Annotated in this window: 22 protein-coding genes; 11 read left to right on the top strand and 11 right to left on the bottom strand. The window is 58.4% G+C overall.

Going from position 1 to position 17,590, the window contains the following annotated elements:
* Positions 1 to 97: 97 nt before the first annotated feature.
* A complete protein-coding gene (betI, locus tag F617_RS0110820; protein ID WP_019565304.1) occupies positions 98 to 694 on the bottom strand; it encodes a transcriptional regulator BetI in 597 nt (198 codons plus the stop codon).
* A gap of 100 nt (positions 695 to 794) precedes the next feature.
* Between betI and F617_RS0110815 the strand changes: the two genes are divergently transcribed.
* The 4 genes from F617_RS0110815 (at position 795) to F617_RS0110800 (ending at position 3,575) form a co-directional block, all read left to right on the top strand.
* Positions 795 to 1,733 (top strand): choline ABC transporter substrate-binding protein, encoded by a 939-nt coding sequence (locus F617_RS0110815; protein WP_019565303.1) that lies wholly within the window; start codon positions 795 to 797, stop codon positions 1,731 to 1,733.
* Positions 1,730 to 2,560 (top strand): alpha/beta fold hydrolase, encoded by an 831-nt coding sequence (locus tag F617_RS0110810; protein ID WP_026330783.1) that lies wholly within the window; start codon positions 1,730 to 1,732, stop codon positions 2,558 to 2,560. Before F617_RS0110815 ends, F617_RS0110810 begins: the two co-directional genes overlap by 4 nt.
* A 110-nt stretch (positions 2,561 to 2,670) precedes the next feature.
* Complete coding sequence (locus tag F617_RS0110805; RefSeq protein ID WP_019565301.1) at positions 2,671 to 3,153, top strand: DMT family transporter; 483 nt, start codon at positions 2,671 to 2,673, stop codon at positions 3,151 to 3,153.
* Positions 3,150 to 3,575, top strand: a complete 426-nt coding sequence (locus F617_RS0110800) for a DMT family transporter (protein WP_003513163.1) — start codon at positions 3,150 to 3,152, stop codon at positions 3,573 to 3,575. Before F617_RS0110805 ends, F617_RS0110800 begins: the two co-directional genes overlap by 4 nt.
* Positions 3,576 to 3,627: 52 nt before the next feature.
* On the opposite strand, the gene F617_RS0110795 is transcribed toward F617_RS0110800, so the two are convergent.
* Positions 3,628 to 4,914 (bottom strand): DUF2778 domain-containing protein, encoded by a 1,287-nt coding sequence (locus tag F617_RS0110795; protein ID WP_026330782.1) that lies wholly within the window; start codon positions 4,912 to 4,914, stop codon positions 3,628 to 3,630.
* Positions 4,915 to 5,369: 455 nt separating this feature from the next.
* On the opposite strand from F617_RS0110795, the gene pncA reads away from it, so the two are divergent.
* Complete coding sequence (pncA, locus tag F617_RS0110790) at positions 5,370 to 5,996, top strand: bifunctional nicotinamidase/pyrazinamidase (protein WP_013636493.1); 627 nt, start codon at positions 5,370 to 5,372, stop codon at positions 5,994 to 5,996.
* A 7-nt stretch (positions 5,997 to 6,003) separates the two neighbouring features.
* Here pncA and F617_RS0110785 read toward each other — a convergent pair whose 3' ends face one another.
* Positions 6,004 to 6,240 (bottom strand): DUF2164 domain-containing protein, encoded by a 237-nt coding sequence (locus tag F617_RS0110785; protein ID WP_003513169.1) that lies wholly within the window; start codon positions 6,238 to 6,240, stop codon positions 6,004 to 6,006.
* Positions 6,241 to 6,420: 180 nt separating this feature from the next.
* Here F617_RS0110785 and F617_RS0110780 point away from each other — a divergent pair, with 180 nt between their 5' ends.
* On the top strand, positions 6,421 to 7,140 hold the full coding sequence (locus tag F617_RS0110780; RefSeq protein ID WP_019565299.1) for an AzlC family ABC transporter permease: 720 nt from the start codon (positions 6,421 to 6,423) through the stop codon (positions 7,138 to 7,140).
* Positions 7,137 to 7,451, top strand: a complete 315-nt coding sequence (locus tag F617_RS0110775) for an AzlD family protein (protein WP_019565298.1) — start codon at positions 7,137 to 7,139, stop codon at positions 7,449 to 7,451. Before F617_RS0110780 ends, F617_RS0110775 begins: the two co-directional genes overlap by 4 nt.
* On the opposite strand, the gene F617_RS0110770 is transcribed toward F617_RS0110775, so the two are convergent.
* The gene (locus F617_RS0110770) at positions 7,448 to 9,289 is read right to left on the bottom strand and encodes an aminopeptidase P family protein (RefSeq protein ID WP_019565297.1); all 1,842 of its coding nucleotides are present in this window, start codon (positions 9,287 to 9,289) and stop codon (positions 7,448 to 7,450) included. The two genes, F617_RS0110775 and F617_RS0110770, sit on opposite strands and share 4 nt — an antisense overlap.
* A 337-nt stretch (positions 9,290 to 9,626) precedes the next feature.
* Here F617_RS0110770 and F617_RS28685 point away from each other — a divergent pair, with 337 nt between their 5' ends.
* Positions 9,627 to 9,800 carry a hypothetical protein gene (locus F617_RS28685; protein ID WP_003513176.1) on the top strand — a complete coding sequence of 58 codons (174 nt, stop codon included), beginning with the start codon at positions 9,627 to 9,629 and terminating at the stop codon, positions 9,798 to 9,800.
* 150 nt (positions 9,801 to 9,950) lie between these two features.
* On the opposite strand, the gene F617_RS0110760 is transcribed toward F617_RS28685, so the two are convergent.
* From F617_RS0110760 to F617_RS26965, 3 genes are all read right to left on the bottom strand, one after another.
* Positions 9,951 to 10,829, bottom strand: a complete 879-nt coding sequence (locus F617_RS0110760) for a 50S ribosomal protein L11 methyltransferase (RefSeq protein ID WP_019565296.1) — start codon at positions 10,827 to 10,829, stop codon at positions 9,951 to 9,953.
* Positions 10,830 to 10,924: 95 nt separating this feature from the next.
* Positions 10,925 to 11,524 (bottom strand): cytochrome oxidase assembly protein Sco, encoded by a 600-nt coding sequence (gene sco / locus F617_RS0110755; RefSeq protein WP_026330781.1) that lies wholly within the window; start codon positions 11,522 to 11,524, stop codon positions 10,925 to 10,927.
* Between the two features lie 143 nt (positions 11,525 to 11,667).
* Positions 11,668 to 11,964 carry a hypothetical protein gene (locus F617_RS26965; protein WP_019565294.1) on the bottom strand — a complete coding sequence of 99 codons (297 nt, stop codon included), beginning with the start codon at positions 11,962 to 11,964 and terminating at the stop codon, positions 11,668 to 11,670.
* A gap of 85 nt (positions 11,965 to 12,049) precedes the next feature.
* Here F617_RS26965 and F617_RS0110745 point away from each other — a divergent pair, with 85 nt between their 5' ends.
* Entirely contained in the window at positions 12,050 to 12,517 is a 468-nt protein-coding gene (locus tag F617_RS0110745) for a chemotaxis protein CheW (RefSeq protein WP_003513183.1), read from the top strand.
* Positions 12,518 to 12,730: 213 nt separating this feature from the next.
* Here F617_RS0110745 and F617_RS0110740 read toward each other — a convergent pair whose 3' ends face one another.
* The 3 genes from F617_RS0110740 to gcvA are packed head-to-tail and all read right to left on the bottom strand — an operon-like array spanning position 12,731 to position 14,823.
* Entirely contained in the window at positions 12,731 to 13,222 is a 492-nt protein-coding gene (locus tag F617_RS0110740; RefSeq protein ID WP_003513184.1) for a CreA family protein, read from the bottom strand.
* 46 nt (positions 13,223 to 13,268) lie between these two features.
* A complete protein-coding gene (locus F617_RS0110735; RefSeq protein ID WP_019565293.1) occupies positions 13,269 to 13,877 on the bottom strand; it encodes a 3'-5' exonuclease in 609 nt (202 codons plus the stop codon).
* Positions 13,878 to 13,920: 43 nt separating this feature from the next.
* A complete protein-coding gene (gcvA, locus tag F617_RS0110730) occupies positions 13,921 to 14,823 on the bottom strand; it encodes a transcriptional regulator GcvA (RefSeq protein ID WP_003513188.1) in 903 nt (300 codons plus the stop codon).
* A gap of 197 nt (positions 14,824 to 15,020) precedes the next feature.
* Here gcvA and F617_RS0110725 point away from each other — a divergent pair, with 197 nt between their 5' ends.
* Together F617_RS0110725 and F617_RS0110720 are read left to right on the top strand one after the other, a co-directional pair.
* Complete coding sequence (locus F617_RS0110725; protein WP_025594031.1) at positions 15,021 to 15,953, top strand: DMT family transporter; 933 nt, start codon at positions 15,021 to 15,023, stop codon at positions 15,951 to 15,953.
* 187 nt (positions 15,954 to 16,140) lie between these two features.
* On the top strand, positions 16,141 to 16,671 hold the full coding sequence (locus F617_RS0110720; RefSeq protein WP_019565291.1) for a GNAT family N-acetyltransferase: 531 nt from the start codon (positions 16,141 to 16,143) through the stop codon (positions 16,669 to 16,671).
* 4 nt (positions 16,672 to 16,675) lie between these two features.
* On the opposite strand, the gene F617_RS0110715 is transcribed toward F617_RS0110720, so the two are convergent.
* Positions 16,676 to 17,569: an aminoglycoside phosphotransferase family protein gene (locus tag F617_RS0110715; protein WP_019565290.1), complete on the bottom strand. Its 894-nt coding sequence runs from the start codon at positions 17,567 to 17,569 to the stop codon at positions 16,676 to 16,678.
* Positions 17,570 to 17,590: the final 21 nt, after the last annotated feature.

Raw genomic sequence — 17,590 nt, 5'->3', positions numbered from 1 at the left:
GAGTGAAAATCGAAATGACGAAAATCGTCATCCGGTTCAAGGGTTTGCGTGTCGTTTTCTTCATGGTGGAATAATGCGAAGCGCGCGTACTGGTTCCCTACGGATTGCCAGCTTTTGCGTGCGGTAACCTGTGAGACAGGTAATCCCGCATCTGCTCCATTGCCTCCTCGCGCGTCAAACCACCGGACTGCAATCCTGAGCGCAACCAGAGGCCGTCGATAAGCGAAGTGATTCCAAGCGCGACAGTTGCGCAGTCTTGCCTCGGCACGAGATGCACCAAAGCCGACAAAAGATTGGAGCGCATCCGCGCATGGATCACCTTCTGAATCCTGGCGAGCTGCGGCTCACGCGGAACCTCGGCGCAAAGCGACAGCCAGGCGTGGCAGATCGAGGGCTGAAAGAAGCTCTCGTCGAAATTCGCCTCGATAATCGCATCGAGCCGTTCACGCGGACTGACCGCCCGATTGAGGCGCGCCACCACGGCCTCCTTCAGCTTCACATTGGCTTCGCGCATCGCGTGCTCGAACAGTTCCTGCTTGTTGGCGAAATAATGCAGCACGATGCCTTTTGAGGCGCCTGCCTGCGCCGCCACCCTTTCAAGCGTGGCACCCGCCATTCCCTCACGCTGAAGAACTTCGAATGCAGCCCGCCTCAGCTCCGCCCGGCGAATATCACTTATCTTGGTCAGTCGCATCTTTGTCTCCTTGCGTGAGCAATATTGACAAATTTTCCGTAAAGATCAATTATTGTCCCACCGGTCAATCTAATGACCCAATAGACAAAAAGGTGGAACAATGAAAAAATGGGCAGGTGTTTTTTCGGCCGCGATGGTTTTGACGACCGTCGGCACTTCCGCGCTCGCATCGGATGCTGAAACTTGCAAGGTTGTGCGACTGGCTGAACCCGGCTGGAACGATCTCGCTTTCACTACCGGCATCGCCATGTCGCTGTTGAAATCACTGGGATATGAGCCGCAAAGCCAGCTTCTCGGGATCGACGTCATCTACACGAGCCTGAAGAGCAAGGATCTCGACGTCTTTCTGGGCTATTGGAACCCGGCAATGGTGAACTACTACAAGCCCTACAAGGAAGACGGATCGGTCGAAAAAGTCCGAACCAATCTTGTAGGCGCCAAATACACTTTCGCGGTTCCGACCTATGTTTGGGATGCCGGCGTCAGGGATTTCTCCGACCTGCAAAAATTCGCGGACAAGTTCGACAGCAAGCTCTACGGCATCGAACCGGGCTCCAACCAGTTGATGCTGGATGCCGTCAACGATCCGGCACTGGGACTGCACAATTGGGAAGTGGTCGAATCCAGCGAACAGGGCATGCTTTCGCAGGTAACCCGTTTCGCCCGCAACAAGTCCTTCATTGTTTTCCAGGGGTGGGCGCCGCACCCGATGAACAGCAAATTCGACATCAAGTACCTGACGGGTGGCGATAAATTTTACGGGCCCGACTTCGGCGCTGCAACAGTCGATACGCAGGTACGCAAAGGCTACCTACAGGAATGCCCGAATGTGGCGAAGCTGCTCGATAATCTCGCATTCGACGTGGAGTATGAGAACAAGGGCATGGACCATATCATGAACGGTGGAATGTCCCCGGAAGACGCGGCAAGGCAGGCGATCAAGGATGAGCCGCAACGACTGGACGCCTGGCTGAAGGGCGTATCGACGTTCGACGGGCAGGATGGTCTCACTGCCGTAAAGGCGGGGATCGGCCTGTGACAGCAATATTGCAGGATGATTGGGAGAAGCGGAAGCAATATGTAGAATTGCCCCGCGGTCGCCAGCTGGCTTTCATCGACACCGGCGGTCCGGGCCCAGTCCTGCTGATGCTGCATGGTTTTTCGGACACCAGCCGCAGCTTCTCCATGCTGGAGCCTTTTTTCAGCGAATACAGGCTCATCGTTCCTGACCTGCCCGGACACGGTGTTTCCTCGGCGGGACAGAGCCTGCATGTCGCTGATTTCGCCGAAACGGTCGATCGGTTTCTAACGCTCCTGGGTATTTCACGGCTGTTTCTGCTCGGCCACTCCATGGGTGCGATGACCACTATCGAACTTGCCGCCCGGCGAGGCGACACGATCCGGGCTCTTGCCCTCATCTCGGCAACGCTTGAGCCGGATTTTGGCGCGGAAAGCCAGTTGACCAGAGATATTCTCGCACTTCGGGACCCGATCGGACCCAATAGCGGCTTTCTGCGCGGCTGGTATTCGTGCAGTCAGCCAGTCGACGATGATTTTTTGTCGAAAATGAAACAGGATGCCGCCAACATGCCGGCCGCCGTCTGGCATGGCGTCGTTGAGCGCTTTGCGGATACAAACCTGCATCACAGCGCGTCCAGAATAAAAAAACCGGTACTGTGCCTCGCCGGTTTCGAAGACCCCCTTTTCGGCGCGTCGCATCGTCGAAAATTGGCCGCCGCCTTTCCCGAGGCTCAAACCGTTACGCTCGATGGGCATGGCCACAATCCGCATTGGGAAAACCCGAAGGGCGTATCCACGCTGATCGCCGATTTTTTCGCGGATGTTATGACCGACTGCGCTAAGTAAGAGAGTGGGGTGCGCTGGTTGCACATGTTTCTGGAAACAACTGACAAATCGATTTCGATTCAGGTGCCGATGTTGTAACGCTTCGCTGAATAATCATATTTTGGCTGGCCATGACAGAAACGACCCATCCCCGCCTGAACCCGTTGCACCTTGCCGCCGCCTTCGCAAGCGGTTGTCTTCTGACATTGATGGTGCATTTCAACGGCCAGCTTGCGCACTACGGTAACGCACTTTTCTCCTCCTGGACTGCACACGGCACCGGCACGGTGGCGGCGCTGATCTATCTCGCGATCATGCGCCCGAAGACGGAGGCGGGTGCGCTGAATAAACCGAAGGCGCCGCTCTGGGCCTATTGCGGTGGGGTGATTGGTGCGGCCATCGTCATCCTCACCTCCACCGCCGTCAATTCGCCGCTTGCCCTCTCCGGCACCATCGCGCTCGGGTTGGGCGGACAGGTGATCTTCAGCCTTCTGGCCGATTTCTTCGGCCTGTTTGGCCTGCCCAAACGGCGGCCGGATTTGCGTGACATGGCGGCGGTGGCACTGATTCTCTGTGGCAGCGCACTTATTATCCTTGTCGGGAGAACGGCATGATCGTCTGGATAGCCATGGCGTTTACCGGCGGCGTCTTCGTGGCGCTGAGCCGTCAGGTCAACGGTCGCCTCAGCCTGTCGAACTCACCGCTGATCGCCTCGTTCTGGAACCATATCGTCGGTTTCGGGGTATTGACCGTCATCGGCCTCATCGTCGGCGGCCTCATTCCGCCGGGCGCGGCCGACGCGCCGTGGCTTGCCTTTATCGGTGGCCCCATCGGTGTTGTCTTCATCGCTTCGGGAAGCTGGCTCATCCCCCGCATCGGCGCAGTCAATACCGCACTTCTCGTCATCAGCGGCCAGATGGTCTCAAGCGTCGTGCTCGACTTTTTCAGCGATCAGCCGCCGAAACTCTGGGCAAGCGCACTCGGCATTCTGCTGATTCTCGCCGGCATGGTGCTGACCCAGCGTCGCGGCCGCTAGGGCATTTCTCCGGTAAAAATGTGCAGCGGTTTTACGTCCGCGGAAGCGTAAATCAGGTATCGTTATCGCGTGAGAACATGCTGAGCAGGGTCTTGCCGCCACTCTTGCCACCGCTGCTTGCGAGCGTTGGGCGACCACCATTCAGCTTCGGCACCACGACCATGCGTTTGACTTCGCCACGTTTGAAGGCCGCAAGGAACCGGGAGTAATCCCGGAACACAACGCAGCCATTCGATTCACCACGTTTCGCCAGCATGTAGGTGTGGGCGAGAAGACCGTCGCGGCCATGCGGATTGACGCCATTTTCCGGCGTCAGACGGATTGCTTCGACGCCATGGAACCGCGCCTCGCGCATCGTCAGACGATAGCTGGAGGGCGGCGTCGAGCCGCGCATTCTCACATGAACATAGTCGGGGTTGTCGCGCATCTTGCCGATGCCCGAATGTGCCTCGAGCTTTTCGCCGTTCGGCATATGAACCAGGCCGGAGGAAATATCGTAGATCGCCGTGCCGTTGCCGCGATCCGGCCACGGAACCGCATCCATCTTGCTCGGCTCGCGCACCGGATTATCAGGTTTTGCAAAGGCGAGCATGCCGGCCGTGCCCTGCCGCGGCTGCTGGGGTGCACGCGCAGGCACCGGCGCATCGAAAGCAGGTGCGGAAGCAACGGCTGCCGGGTGTTCATCGGTCTTCGCTAGAACGGCAGGGCGGGGTGATGGCTCCACCGTTTCGGCAGCCGCAACCTCGGGCCGGAAGCTTGGCAAAGGGACGTCGTCCGGAAGCAGGCTGCTCGCCTCTTCCTCGATCTGCGGGCGCCCTAATGCCACTTCAAATGCCGGATGTTGCGATGCGGCGCTCTGATAGGCGACCTCTGTGGTGCGTCCAAGCGCCGAATCGACGATGGCGGAGGGCCGCAGCGCTGCAAGTTCCTTGACTGTCGCCTGCCCCTTCGCGTTCGCAGCCGCGCCAAAACGCTCGCGGAACTCCTTCTCGCCGATTTCGGGCATGATGCCGGCAAGGCGAACCGCCTTCTGCGGGCCATGGCTGTGGTCGCTCAGACGGGAAAATTTGCGGACGTGAATATCGCGTGCGGCTGCGCCGGAAATCGCAGCCTCGCCAGACTCCAGCCTCGCCACCAGCGTCTTCTCAAATTGCCCGACACCATGCGATGCGGCCGCCATCGTGTGAAGCGAGGCGAAGGCAGCGAAGGCGAACAGACCGGCGAAGGCACCACCGCCAAGCAGAGCGGACATTCGGCCAAGAGAAAAGGATTTGCCTCTCTTGAGGCAAGACGAACCGGCAAGACCGGCGCCATTATAAGCCGCAGCAGAATACGCCATGATACTCGTTACTCGAACCGTTCACGCACACCCGGGCAAAGCCGGAGGGATTTTGGGGCATCCGAACAGCGGGTGGACACCCGGCCGATTTCGGAACTGACTGGTTCGAAGCATGACGAATTATGGTAACCAAAGTGTTTACGAGTCCCTGCAAAAATAATTCGTTAAGGTCTGCGCATTATCGGGCGAAGGCAAAACAATGACTTGCGCGGGCTGGGCATGCATCTGCATCGCCTTTTCCCGGAAAATGCCCCGCAGGGCGTCATCGGCCTTTAAAGTTTATGTCGCCGCATCGTCAGGTAAATTCCGACTTTGCCGGAAATTTGCTGTAAATGCGGCAGGACTGCGACGGAGCAAATCTATGCCATCAGCCGTCAAGCACATACAAAGCTGGTAAGGGCACTTGATCCGCTGCTGCCGGCTTGGCATCCTGCCGGAAATAAGGGAGGCAAATCATGAAGGCGCTGCTGCTCATCGATATCCAGAACGGCTTTTGTCCGGGCGGCAATCTGGCTGTCGCCGATGGCGACCGGATCGTGCCCGTCGCCAATGCCCTGATCGACAATGGCGGTTACGATCTGATCGTCGCCTCGCAGGATTGGCACCCGGAAAATCACGGCAGCTTTGCCTCGCAGCATGTCGGCAAGAAGCCGTTCGATATGGGTGAACTCTCCGGCAAACCGCAGATGATGTGGCCGGACCATTGCGTGCAGGGCACGCCGGATGCGGAATTCCATCCCGACCTCAAGACGGAGGCTTTCGACTATATCCAGCAGAAAGGCGAAAATCCCGCCGTCGACAGCTATTCCGCCTTTCGCGACAACGATCAGGGGGCAACGACAGGTCTTGCCGATTATCTGACGCGCCAAGGCGTAACCCAGCTCGACATATGCGGGCTCGCCACCGATTATTGCGTCAGTTTCTCGGTGCTCGATGCCCTCGACATGCTGCCTGGCGTCAAGGTCCGTTTCATCGAGGATGCCAGCCGCGGCATCGATCCCCAAGGTATACAGGCGTCGATTGCGGCCATGCGGGAAAAAGGCGCCACCATCCTCAAAAGCCGCGACATTTTGCGCGACTGAGGGCCGGTCATCGCAGCCTCGGCTTCTCCAGCACGTCGATATCGCCTGCCGCATCCTCCAGGCGCCGCAGGATCGCGGCATGCGCATCCTTGAGCCCCTGATTGTAAAAGACATATCCGACTTCTTCGGCCAGAAAGTCGACGAAGATTTCCGCCTGAAGCAAGCCGATCTCGGTTTCGGTCTCCCGGGCCAGATACTCCCGAACACGCGCGGCCAGCACTGCCCTGTCCTGCTTCTCCAGCATTGATCCTCCATTATTCAATCGTTTGGGCGGGAGCAAAAACCGGGTGAGGCCTTCCGTCCGACGTCGCGTATCGGCGTTACCGTAACGGAAGCTTCAAGGGAATCAATCGATCCATTCATGCAATTTGTTTGCCAGCCGGCCGGGACGGCGATAGAGCGGCGGGCAAGGAGTTCCTGAACAATGTCCAATGCAGATTTCCGCGAAGGCCTCAAAAGCGGCTTTCCGATCGCCCTTTCCGCCGCTCCCTTCGGCGCGCTGTTCGGCGCGGTCGCGGTCGATAACGGGCTGAGCGTCGCCGAAGCGACGATCATGAGCGGCACCGTCTATGCCGGTGCCAGCCAGCTGGTCGGCATCGAATTATTCGGCCAGAAAGTAGCCCCCTGGCTGATCGTTCTATCGGTCTTTGCCGTCAATTTTCGCCATATTCTCTATTCGGCCGCCATTGCCAGAATGATCACCAACTGGACTTTCCTGCAAAAGGCCATGGGGTTCTTCGTGCTGGTGGATCCACAATTCGCCGAGTCGGTCAGGAAATACGAAAACACCGGCGTGGTCGGTTTTGCCTGGTACATGGGCTTCGCCACGCCGATCTATATTCTGTGGCTGGTGATGACCATTGTCGGCGCATCGCTCGGCAATCTCGTCGGCGACCCGAAAGCCATCGGCCTTGATGTGCTGTTGCCGATCTATTTCATGGGCATGGTTTTGAGCTTCCGCCAGCGGGAGAATTTTTACCCGGTGATGCTGGCAAGCGCTCTTGGCGCAACCGTTGCCTATCACATCGTCGGCTCGCCCTGGCATGTCAGCCTCGGCGCGCTTGCCGGCATTCTCGTTGCAGTCGTCTATCCGCCGAAACCAACCGGCGAGGCCAATTCTGAAAGCAAGGTGGAAACGCCATGAGCGATCTGCTGCACGCCGACACGCTGATCCTGATCGCGCTCGCCACCGTCGCCACCTATCTTACCCGCATCGGCGGTTATGTTCTGATGACGCGGATGAAATCCATCCCGCCGCGCATGGAGGCGGGATTGAACGCCGTTCCCGTAGCGGTTTTGACGACCCTTGTCGCACCCGCCTTTTTTGAAGGCGGATACGAGGTGAAGATCGCCATGGTGGCCGCTCTTCTGGTCTGCCTGCGTTTCCCCGGCCTGACGATGCTGGCCATTGGCTGGGCCATCGTCGTCGCCATCAGGCACTTTTCTCTCCTTTAAGCGCTCCGCTCCAGAGGCTGCGTGGCCGCAACAAGCCACACCTTCACCTCTTCATCCGCGATCAAAGGCGAGAGCTTTTCCAGAACGCCGGCGTGATAGGCATTCAGCCAGTCCAGTTCGTCGTCGGTCAAAAGTGCCGTGACGACCAGCCTGCGATCGATAGGGCACCAGGTCAGGGTCTCGAAGGACAACATCGGCTGATCGCCGCCCGCGACTTCCGCCGCCTCGCGCACATAGATCAGGTTTTCGATGCGGATGCCAAAAGCGCCGGGGCGGTAATAACCGGGCTCATTCGACAGAATCATGCCCGGCAGAAGTTCCTGCGTCGAAAGCCGAGAAATACGCTGCGGCCCCTCATGCACCGAAAGATAGGAGCCGACGCCGTGGCCGGTGCCATGAGCATAATCCGCACCGGCCTTCCACAGCGCGATACGTGCCAGGGGATCGAGATCGCAACCGCGCGTTCCCTTGGGAAACCGTGCGTCGCTGATGGCGATCACGCCCTTCAGCACCAGCGTGAAGAAACGCCGCTGATCTTCCGGGACATTGCCGATTGCCACGGTGCGGGTGATGTCAGTGGTGCCGTTGACATATTGCGCGCCGGAATCTACGAGGAACATCTCACCATCGCCAAGTGTCCGGTCCGTATCGGTGGTGACGCGATAATGGATGATGGCGGCATGTTCGCCCGCGCCCGAAATCGTATCGAAAGACACGTCCTTCAGAGGATTCTGGAGAGACTGCCCCACCTTGGCGCGCGCAGCCTCCAGCGCCTTCACGGCCGCAATTTCGGTAACGCTGCCCGGTTGCTGACGATCCAACCAGCACAGATATTCAACCATAGCCGCGCCGTCCTGCACATGTGCCGCTGCCGAGCCGGCAAGCTCCGCCGCGTTCTTGCACGCGCGCGGCAAGCGGACGGGATCGGCCTCCTCGATCAAGGTGCCACCCGCCGCCGTAATCGCCCCTGTCAGCGCCACAGGCGTCAGATCGGCGTCCACCATGACGCGGCCCTTGGCGCTGGCAATGGCGTGCAGACGATCGGCGATATTCGATGGCGGCAATTGCGTCGCCAGCTGTGCCAGATAGGCCTCGGCCTCGATACCGGTCTTGCGTTTGTCGAGAAAAATATCAGCCTTGCCATCCGCATAGATGATGGCGCGGGCAAGCGGATGCGGCGTGTGCGGCACATCGTTGCCGCGAATATTGAAAATCCAGGCAATGGAAGACGGATCTGTCACCAGCAGTGCATCGGCTCCCTTTGCCGACACCGTCTCTGCCAGCGAGGCGATCTTTTCCTTCGCCAGCTTGCCGGTGAAGGCTTCCGGCTGAATGACGACAGGCTCCAGCGGTTCTGACGGGCGGTCGTGCCACAGCGCATCGAGTGGGTTGTTTTCGAGCAGGACGACGGAACCGCCCTTCCCCGCAAGCGCCTTTTCCAACCGCTTCAATTCAGCGCCGGTATGCAGCCACGGATCGATCCCGAGCCGAAAGCCCGCAGCCCCGTGCTCCGACAACCAGACGGAAGGCGGGGCACCGACCAAATCACCACCGCTGAACACCGATTGATCGACCTGCGACTTCAACTGCGTGGTATAGCGACCATCGACAAACACCACCGCCTCTGCGCGCGTTACCAGCGCAATGCCCGCAGAGCCGGTAAATCCGGTCAGCCATGACAGACGCTCAGATGATTCAGGTACATATTCGCCCTGATATTCATCGGCACGCGGCACCAGGAAACCATCGATACCAAGGGCGTCGAAACTGGCACGCAGCGCCTCGACGCGGGCCTTGCCGAATTGCGGCGCGGATTTGTTTTCGAAGGTCTGGAACATGGGCATCTTTCGGGAACTGTCATGAGGAAAGCGGTCGGTAACGCCGTCAAATCATTGGCGCGCAACGACAATGCCATGCCGACAAACCCGGTTTCAAGCCATATGTGCCATCAACCATTACGACAGGCGCGCGCGCTGCCATTTACCCCAAAGGCCGAGAAAAGACGCCGCTAAATTGAGCAATTTTCCCTAAATAAGTAATATTGAAAAGCCGACGACATGTGAAAAACGCATACCTACATTGAAGCAAGACCCCTAACCAAACAAAAACACATCGCTTATCTTCAAGCCAACACAGCGAGAGACACACTCTCCTGGCAAACAAGGATTTGAAGCAATGGCAAAATCTTTCCTACGCACCGCTTTCGATCGCGTCATTGAAGCACGCGAGCGTCAGGTCAGCCGTCATGTCAACGCGGCCCTGCTTAACCTCGACGACAAGTCGCTCGAAGCGCTCGGCATGAACCGCGCCGAACTTCGCCGCACCGCAAAGTCCAGCTACGTATTCTGATCACTTCGGGCGCGGCGATCCTCCCTCCACCGCGCAGGAACAGGAATACGTCGACCCGCTTGAGCGATTCTCCTCCAATATGCTCGCGGGTTTTCAGGCGGCGCGAAAGCGCCGCCTTTTCTTTGTCCGGAAACGGATGCTGCTAAAGCGTCAGTCCTTGCGCAGATGCAGCGTGACCCAGCCATTGCGCCAGATGGTGCGGACGTGGGAGAGCCGCGCGCCATTGTAGGCCGCAAGCACCTTCCAGCGCTGCGATGCGAGAATTCCCGACAGGATGACGGTGCCGCCGGGCGCCAGATGCGTGACAAGCTGCGGCGCCATCTTGATGAGCGGCCGCGCCAGAATATTGGCGATGATGAGATCGAACGGGCCGTATTTGCGGAAAGCGTCGGAGTGGAAACCCGGAGCGGTTTCAAGCGCCAGCCCGGAGACGATGCCGTTCAGCCGCACATTCTCTCTGGCCACGCGCACCGCGATGGGATCAATGTCCGTTGCGAGTACCGGAATATGGCGCATCTTGCGCACGGCAATTGCCAATACACCGCTGCCGGTGCCGAGATCGAGCGCATTGCGCACGGTCCGCGCCCGCAGAACATCCTCGATCATCTCAAGGCAGCCCGCTGTCGTGCCATGATGGCCGGTGCCGAAAGCCTGACCGGCCTCGATCTCGATGGCCAGATCGTTGGGCTTGATCTTATCGCGATCATGCGCGCCGTGAACGATGAAGCGCCCTGCCCGTACCGGTTTCAGCCCCTCGAGCGACTTGGCGATCCAGTCGATGTCGGGAACGATCTCCTTTTCGATGGCGAGGCCGGGAAAGGCGGGAGCCAGCAAGGTGCCGATGCGCTCGCGGAATTCGTCTTCCTGCTCGGCCATCAGGTAAACCGAAGCTTCCCAGATGTCGCGTTTCTCATCCACCTCGGTGGTGGCGATCGCGACATCCTCCTCGCCGAAATAGTCCGACATGAGATCGAGGATTTCACCGGCCTTGATTTCGGTCGTGGTGACGTAAAGTCGGATTTCGCTCACGGCAGGCTGCTTTCTCTAGCTAAGGTTCTTAAGGCTTGCATTTGCCACAAAACCTCCGCCAGTCCAATAAGCCAGGCACAATTATGCCGTCTCGTTCACCCCTTCAGCAGATTCTGGAGCTTCTGCTCGGCAACATCGGGGTTCTCGCCATAGGCGATGGTGCCGGAAAAACGACCATTGGCGTCAAGCAGGATGACGGAAGCCGTATGATCCATGGTGTAGTCACCATTCGGATCCTTGTCATCGACCGGCACCTTCTTGGCATAGATGCGATAGCCTTTCAGCGTTTCGGCAATCTTGTCGGCCGGACCGGTGATGCCGGTGATCCGTTTCGAGACGTTGGAGACATATTGCTGCATGAGCTCAGGCGTATCGCGCTCGGGGTCTACGGATACGAAATAGGCCTGCAGCTTGTCGCCGGCCGGGTCTACCTTCTCCATCCAGCCGTTCAGCTCGAACAACGTCGTTGGGCAGACTTCCGGGCAATGGGTGAAACCGAAAAAGAGCGCTGTGGGCTTGCCCTGAAACGCCTTTTCGGTGATCGGCTGACCGTTCTGCGCCGTGAGTTCGAACGGCACGCCATAGGCCGTTTTCACCATTTCCTCACGGGTCTTCGTCATTTCGAGCGTCAACCAGCTGACGACACCGACAAGAACGACCACCACGGCCCACAATACGATGCGAATATTTCTCATTGTCCTAATCCTACCCCCGAAGGCCGGCCGCATGACGTGGGCCTCCATCGTCTGATAACGAACAGCGGTGGCGACGGCAAATCAACTGGGCGTATTTGCGTAAACCGCGCTGATTTGTCACAAAGCCGGGACGGGACGGCAGATTACAGACACCAGGCGATGCCGCTTTGCACGGCGGAGAGGAAAATATCCGTGCCGTGTCGCACCCAGCCATCGAAGGCAAGAAGCACGACGGCAAGCGAGGCCGCTACCGCAAGGCTTGCAAGAATAAACTTCAGCGGATTGGCAACGATTGCGTTCATGCGTCTGTTATAACCTGTTTGCACCGGCACGAAAACCGCCAAAATACTGGGTTTTGCGAGCGCGGCACCGCCAATTGTTAGGGAAAGTTTAAAATCTTGCTGTGCAATATGGCCATAGCGGTTTTTAAGTTCCGACATGATGTCTCCCGGTCTATTCCGGCCACCGCATAAAGCTCAATCATGCATGGGCCTGCCTAAGAGCCGCCAGAGGAAACCTGCCGTCATGTCCAACGCCATCAAGCAATCCGGCGCATATCTCGAAATCGTTTCCTTCCATCTCGGCGGTCAGGAATTCTGCATCGACATCATGGCGATCCGCGAAATCCGCGGCTGGGCACCGGTTACCCCGATGCCGCACACGCCGCCTTATGTTCTCGGCCTCATCAACCTGCGCGGCGCCGTCATCCCCGTCATCGACATGGCAGGCCGCCTTGGCATGAAAATGACCGAACCCTCCGAGCGCTCCGCCATCATCGTCACCGATATCGGCGGCAAGCTGGTCGGACTTCTCGTGGAACAGGTCTCCGACATGATGACCATCCGCTCGGAAGACCTGCAGCCCGCGCCCGACATCATTCCCGAAGAACAGCGCAACTTCTGCCGCGGCATCGTGGCGCTGGAAAAGAGCATGGTGTGCTTCCTCAACCTCGACACCGTGATTGCCGACGAGCTGGCGCGCGAAGCGGCTTAATAGAGCCGGTGAGGTTTTGATAATATAACGCGCAGGTTCCACAGCTTGCCCTGAGGGGCACGGCAGGGTCGGAAACCTCTCCTCAGTCATGCTCGGGCCTGTTCCGAGCATCTAAAACCTATCGATTTTACGATACGTGATTGTATCCTCGGGACAGGCCCGAGGATGACGTCGCGGGTGAATTATGGTGTCAGCAGCACCAAGGGCAAAGCCTCAAGGCTTGCCCTTTTCCCACGTCACCTGCTGGTTATAGAGAGGCACCGTCGAAATCGCCATCTTGGCCGAGCCATCCTTCAGCTCGCGCGCATGGACCAGATAGATCAGCGTGTCATTCGCCTTGTCGTAAACGCGACTGACGACCAGCTTCTTCCACACCAGCGACATGCCCTGCCGGAACACCTCTTCGCCGCCCTTCGACAGATCGATATCACCGATTTCGACCGGACCCGTCTGGCTGCACGAAATGGCGTTGTTGGAAGGGTCCTCAAACCAATTGCCATTCTTCAGCCGGTCGATGACGCCACGATCGAAATAAGTGACATGGCAGGTCACGCCCTTGATCTTGGGATCGGCAATAGCCTCGATGACGATATCGTTGCCGATCCAATCGACACCGACCTTACCGACGACCTCCGAATGCGCAACCGTCACCGGAAACAACACCAGAAAGCCTGCAAATAAACCCGAGAGCGTTTTCATCGTCATCGCATGTTCTCCGTTATGCTACTTCAAACATAAGTGCCGGGAACGGTTACGCAACCCGCGAGACAACACGTTTTTTCATGCTGCAAGGCTGATAGCCCGTGGAAGTGAGACGGCCGGCAACCATGCCGATCTTTTCCGGCAGGTCGCGGATATGGTCAACGCGCAACGCCCTGGCCGCCGCAATCGATGCCGCAGCGCAGACGACAGCATCTTCGGCGGCGTTATGGTGCACGAAACGCAACTGAAGGTGATTGGCAATCACATTCAGCTTGTGCGACGCCAGCTGCGGCCAGACATGGCGGGCAATCTTGACGCTGCACAGATAGGAAAGATCAGGATAGGACTGCCGGTATTTATCGAAGGAAGCCCGCATGACGCTGAAATCAAAGGCGGCATTGTGGGCAATCATCGTGGCGCCGTGGAAATCGTCGATGAATTCCTCCATCACATCAGGGAATTCCGGCGCATCCTCTACATCGGCAGGGCGAATACCGTGCACGGCAATATTGAAGGGCGAGAACCGCATGTCCTTCGGCCGGATGAGCCGTTCCTCGACGCGAACGATCTCACCGTCTTCTATCCACGCAAGCCCGATGGAGCAGGCGCTACCCCGTTCCTCATTGGCGGTCTCGAAATCAATGGCGATGGTTTTCAAGAGTGATTCCCGTTGTTTCATTCCGGCATAGACCGGATTGGCGTCAAAGAGAACCGGCTTCGGTAGACCCCGCTTCCGCAAGCATCCAGTCAAGCAGCCTCACAAGATCGGGATTATCAAGCATGCGCCGTGGATAAACCAGGAAATAGGCAAGCGTGCTGGCAATGTCCGTGCCGAAGGGAGCTATCAGCGCTCCCTCGGCAAGTTCGCGGGAAACAAGCGATCGCCGCGTCAGCGCAACACCATGCCCGGCCTTGGCCGCGTCCAGCGCGCCGTTGCTGTCGATGAACACGGTGCCCCCGGAAGCATCGACCTCTGTAGCGCCCGCCGTTTCCAGCCAGCGCCGCCACTCGTTGCGGTTTTCATCGTGCAGAAGCGGCACGCATTTCAGATCACCGGCCACCCGAAGCGGGCCATATTTTTCAAAAAGTTGTGGCGAGCAGACCGGCAAGGTGCTGTCGTCTATGAATCGGATGCTTTCCAGCCCTTCATAGCGACCAAAACCGTGACGCACGGCCAGATCGACATCGTCCCTTGAGAAATCCACCAGCCGGTTCGTCACACTGATACGAACATCCACTTGCGGATGTTGTTGCTGAAAGCCGGGCAATCTCGGCATCAGCCATTGCACCGCAAAAGTTGGCGTGCAGCTTAACGTCAAGACCGTAATCTCTGATCGCGCCGTCAGTTCCGCCGTCGCCTCGCGCATCATCCGGAATGCGGTGCGAAGGGAACCGTAATACCGCTCGCCCTCACGCGTCAGCTGGATGCTGCGCGGCTTGCGGACAAACAGCTGCACGCCAAGGCGGGCTTCCAGCTCCCGGATTTGCAGACTGACCGCGCCGGGGGTGACGTTCAACTCGTTGGAGGCAAGCGTGACACTGCGGTAGCGCGCCGCAGCCTCAAAGGCCTGCAATCCTTTCAAGGAAGGGAGTTCTGCAACCATGGTTTAGCTGAGCTCAATTATCCGACGAGAAACTATCGTTTGAAAACAGCATAATATGAGGAGTAAATAGATGCAACGGGCGCGGACGGAACCAAGATTGCCAGACGACTGATTGAGATAAACTCAACCGATATCGGGTGGCTGAACGTGGCGTTCTCTGTGACTATTTCAATTTTCCAGCGGTGGGAGATACGAAGGTGGCAATACAAAAACAGATGGATGCCAGCGAATGGGGGATGCTTGTGGCGCTCTCGCTGCTGTGGGGCGGATCGTTCTTTTTCATCGGCATTGCCGTCAAGGAACTGCCGCCCGTCACCATCGTCACGCTGCGCGTCAGCCTCGCTGCCACGGCACTGCTGATCGTCTGCCGCATCATGGGCCTTCATCTGCCACGGCAATGGGCCGTATGGCGCGCCTTTTTCGGCATGGGCCTGCTCAACAACATCATTCCCTTCTGCCTGATCGTCTGGGGCCAGACCCATATTGCCAGCGGGTTGGCCTCGATCCTCAATGCGACGACGCCGCTCTTTACCGTCATCGTCGCCCATTTCCTCACAGCCGACGAGAAGATGACCGGCAACAAGCTGGCGGGTGTTCTCATCGGTTTTGCCGGCGTGGCGACGATGATCGGCCCGGCAGCCTTTGGCGGTGCGATCTCCGGCCTCTGGGGCCAGATTGCCATTCTCGGCGCAGCTATCTCCTATTCTTTCGCGGGCATATTCGGCCGCCGCTTCAAGGCCATGGGCGTGCCGCCACTGATGACCGCCACCGGCCAGATATCGTCTTCGACACTGATGCTGATCCCCGCCGCGCTCCTCATTGACAAGCCTTGGACGCTTGCCATGCCGAGCCTCGGCACCTGGGGCGCACTCATCGGTATCGCGCTCTTGTCCACGGCCCTGGCCTATCTCATCTTCTTTCGCATCCTTGCAACTGCCGGCGCCACCAATCTCGCGCTCGTCACCTTCCTCATTCCCGTCAGCGCCATCCTTCTCGGTTCGCTCATTCTCGGAGAACAGCTGGAAATCAAGCACTTCGCTGGAATGGCGATGATTGCCGCCGGCCTTGCCGCGATTGACGGCAGGCTGCCGGCAAAACTAAGAGATTTCCTGCGCAAGGCACCCGCTTGACAGTGACAGTTCGTAAAAGCATTCTCGCCATCATGATCGCTATCAAAACGACGACCACCCGCCATATGACGATGACCGGTCAACCGGCAGGGAAAGGCATGTCCGCGCACTGAGCGATCAACATCCACCCCTGCCGATAAGAGCAGGGGTGTCACGCCTGCTCCGAACGCGCCACAAGGAGACAGGCATGAACATGAAACCAGCGGATATTACAAACAAGCCATTTGATCTGAAGGACGTTGTCCTGCGCGCGACCCGGCTTGAAGACGTCGAAGCCTTGACCGAAATGCTCAACCTTCCCGGCGTCCGGCACGGCACCCTTCGGCAACCTTTCCAGACGATCGAAAAGACGAGAAAATCGATAGAAAACCGAGCCCCTACCGACATCGTCATCGTCGCGGAGTGGCACGGAAAACTCGTTGGTAACGCCGGATTATATCGCAGAGCGGGCAGACAGTACCATGTCGCCGATCTTGCGATGTCCGTTCACGACGATTTCGCCGGAAAGGGCGTCGGTTCAAGGCTTCTGACGGCACTCATCGACGCGGCCGATAACTGGCATGATATCCGTCGCATCGAACTGAATGTCTTCACCGACAATCTCGCCGCCCTCCGGCTCTATGAGAAACTCGGTTTCGAACGCGAGGGCACCTTGCGCAACGACGCCTTTCGCGACGGCAAATATGTCGACGCCTACGTCATGGCACGTCTGCGCTGATGTTTCAGGCGGACAAATGATCGGCAATCACTTCCCGAATGGTCCGACGTGACCATTCGGCCAGTTTCTCATCACGTCCACGTTGAGCCTTAAGCATGATCAACGCCTTCCACAGCGCCCAGCCGCGCCCGCGCTGCCATGTGGCATTGTCGAGATCCATCGCCAGGCGAAAGACGTTCCGGCTTTCGGCGTCGAGCACGTTCCATGCCAGAATGAGATCGGAAGACGGGTCTCCGACGCCGGAACTGCCGAAGTCTATGACGGCTGAGACGCGGCCATCTCTTACAAGCAGATTGCCTTCGGCAATATCGCCATGCACCCAAACGCCCTGGCCCTGCCAGTTGCTCGAAAGAGCAAGCTGCCATATTTCCGTGGCCAGCCTCTGATCGACCTCATCGGCAAGGCGCAACGCCGCCGCCCTCGCCTCGCCGTCATAGACTGCAAGCGACCCACCGCGGTGGAAATTGTGCTCGCCCGCAAGCGGACCATCCGTCGCATCGATGCCCTGCAGGGATTTCAAAAACGCTGCTACGTCGACGGCTATTGTTGCGAGATTTGTATGCCCAAGATGCCGGGCGAGAGGCTCGCCATCAAGCCAGCCATAAACGGACCATGGAAACGGATAATCTTGTCCCGGCTCACCAATCGCCAATGGCTTTGGGATCGGAAGAGGCAAAAGAGGCGCAAGCTTCGGCAGCCAGCGATGCTCCTTCTCCACCTGTGCCACATAGCGGCCAGCGCTCGGCAGGCGAACGAGCATATCATCACCAAGGCGGAAGCTGCGATTATCCCAGCCGCTCAGTTCCACCGGCCTGACATCAAGCCCTGCCCATTGCGGAAACTGGCTTGCGATCAGCGCTCGAACCTGCTGCCTAGAGATGACGATGCGGTCATCCATGTCCCGTCCCCCGTTTCAGGA

This window comes from Agrobacterium sp. 10MFCol1.1 (assembly GCF_000381165.1).
Lineage (GTDB): Bacteria > Pseudomonadota > Alphaproteobacteria > Rhizobiales > Rhizobiaceae > Agrobacterium > Agrobacterium tumefaciens.
The sequence above is the reverse complement of the archived record's forward strand: the minus strand, read 5'-3'. Positions and strand labels throughout refer to the sequence as shown.

Coding starts and splice junctions, on each gene's coding strand:
- betI (WP_019565304.1), bottom strand. CDS start 694: ATGCGACTGACCAAGATAAGTGATATTCGCCGGGCGGAGCTGAGGCGG.
- F617_RS0110815 (WP_019565303.1), top strand. CDS start 795: ATGAAAAAATGGGCAGGTGTTTTTTCGGCCGCGATGGTTTTGACGACC.
- F617_RS0110805 (WP_019565301.1), top strand. CDS start 2,671: ATGACAGAAACGACCCATCCCCGCCTGAACCCGTTGCACCTTGCCGCC.
- F617_RS0110800 (WP_003513163.1), top strand. CDS start 3,150: ATGATCGTCTGGATAGCCATGGCGTTTACCGGCGGCGTCTTCGTGGCG.
- F617_RS0110795 (WP_026330782.1), bottom strand. CDS start 4,914: ATGGCGTATTCTGCTGCGGCTTATAATGGCGCCGGTCTTGCCGGTTCG.
- pncA (WP_013636493.1), top strand. CDS start 5,370: ATGAAGGCGCTGCTGCTCATCGATATCCAGAACGGCTTTTGTCCGGGC.
- F617_RS0110785 (WP_003513169.1), bottom strand. CDS start 6,240: ATGCTGGAGAAGCAGGACAGGGCAGTGCTGGCCGCGCGTGTTCGGGAG.
- F617_RS0110780 (WP_019565299.1), top strand. CDS start 6,421: ATGTCCAATGCAGATTTCCGCGAAGGCCTCAAAAGCGGCTTTCCGATC.
- F617_RS0110775 (WP_019565298.1), top strand. CDS start 7,137: ATGAGCGATCTGCTGCACGCCGACACGCTGATCCTGATCGCGCTCGCC.
- F617_RS0110770 (WP_019565297.1), bottom strand. CDS start 9,289: ATGTTCCAGACCTTCGAAAACAAATCCGCGCCGCAATTCGGCAAGGCC.
- F617_RS28685 (WP_003513176.1), top strand. CDS start 9,627: ATGGCAAAATCTTTCCTACGCACCGCTTTCGATCGCGTCATTGAAGCA.
- sco (WP_026330781.1), bottom strand. CDS start 11,524: ATGAGAAATATTCGCATCGTATTGTGGGCCGTGGTGGTCGTTCTTGTC.
- F617_RS26965 (WP_019565294.1), bottom strand. CDS start 11,964: ATGTCGGAACTTAAAAACCGCTATGGCCATATTGCACAGCAAGATTTT.
- F617_RS0110745 (WP_003513183.1), top strand. CDS start 12,050: ATGTCCAACGCCATCAAGCAATCCGGCGCATATCTCGAAATCGTTTCC.
- F617_RS0110740 (WP_003513184.1), bottom strand. CDS start 13,222: ATGACGATGAAAACGCTCTCGGGTTTATTTGCAGGCTTTCTGGTGTTG.
- gcvA (WP_003513188.1), bottom strand. CDS start 14,823: ATGGTTGCAGAACTCCCTTCCTTGAAAGGATTGCAGGCCTTTGAGGCT.
- F617_RS0110720 (WP_019565291.1), top strand. CDS start 16,141: ATGAACATGAAACCAGCGGATATTACAAACAAGCCATTTGATCTGAAG.
- F617_RS0110715 (WP_019565290.1), bottom strand. CDS start 17,569: ATGGATGACCGCATCGTCATCTCTAGGCAGCAGGTTCGAGCGCTGATC.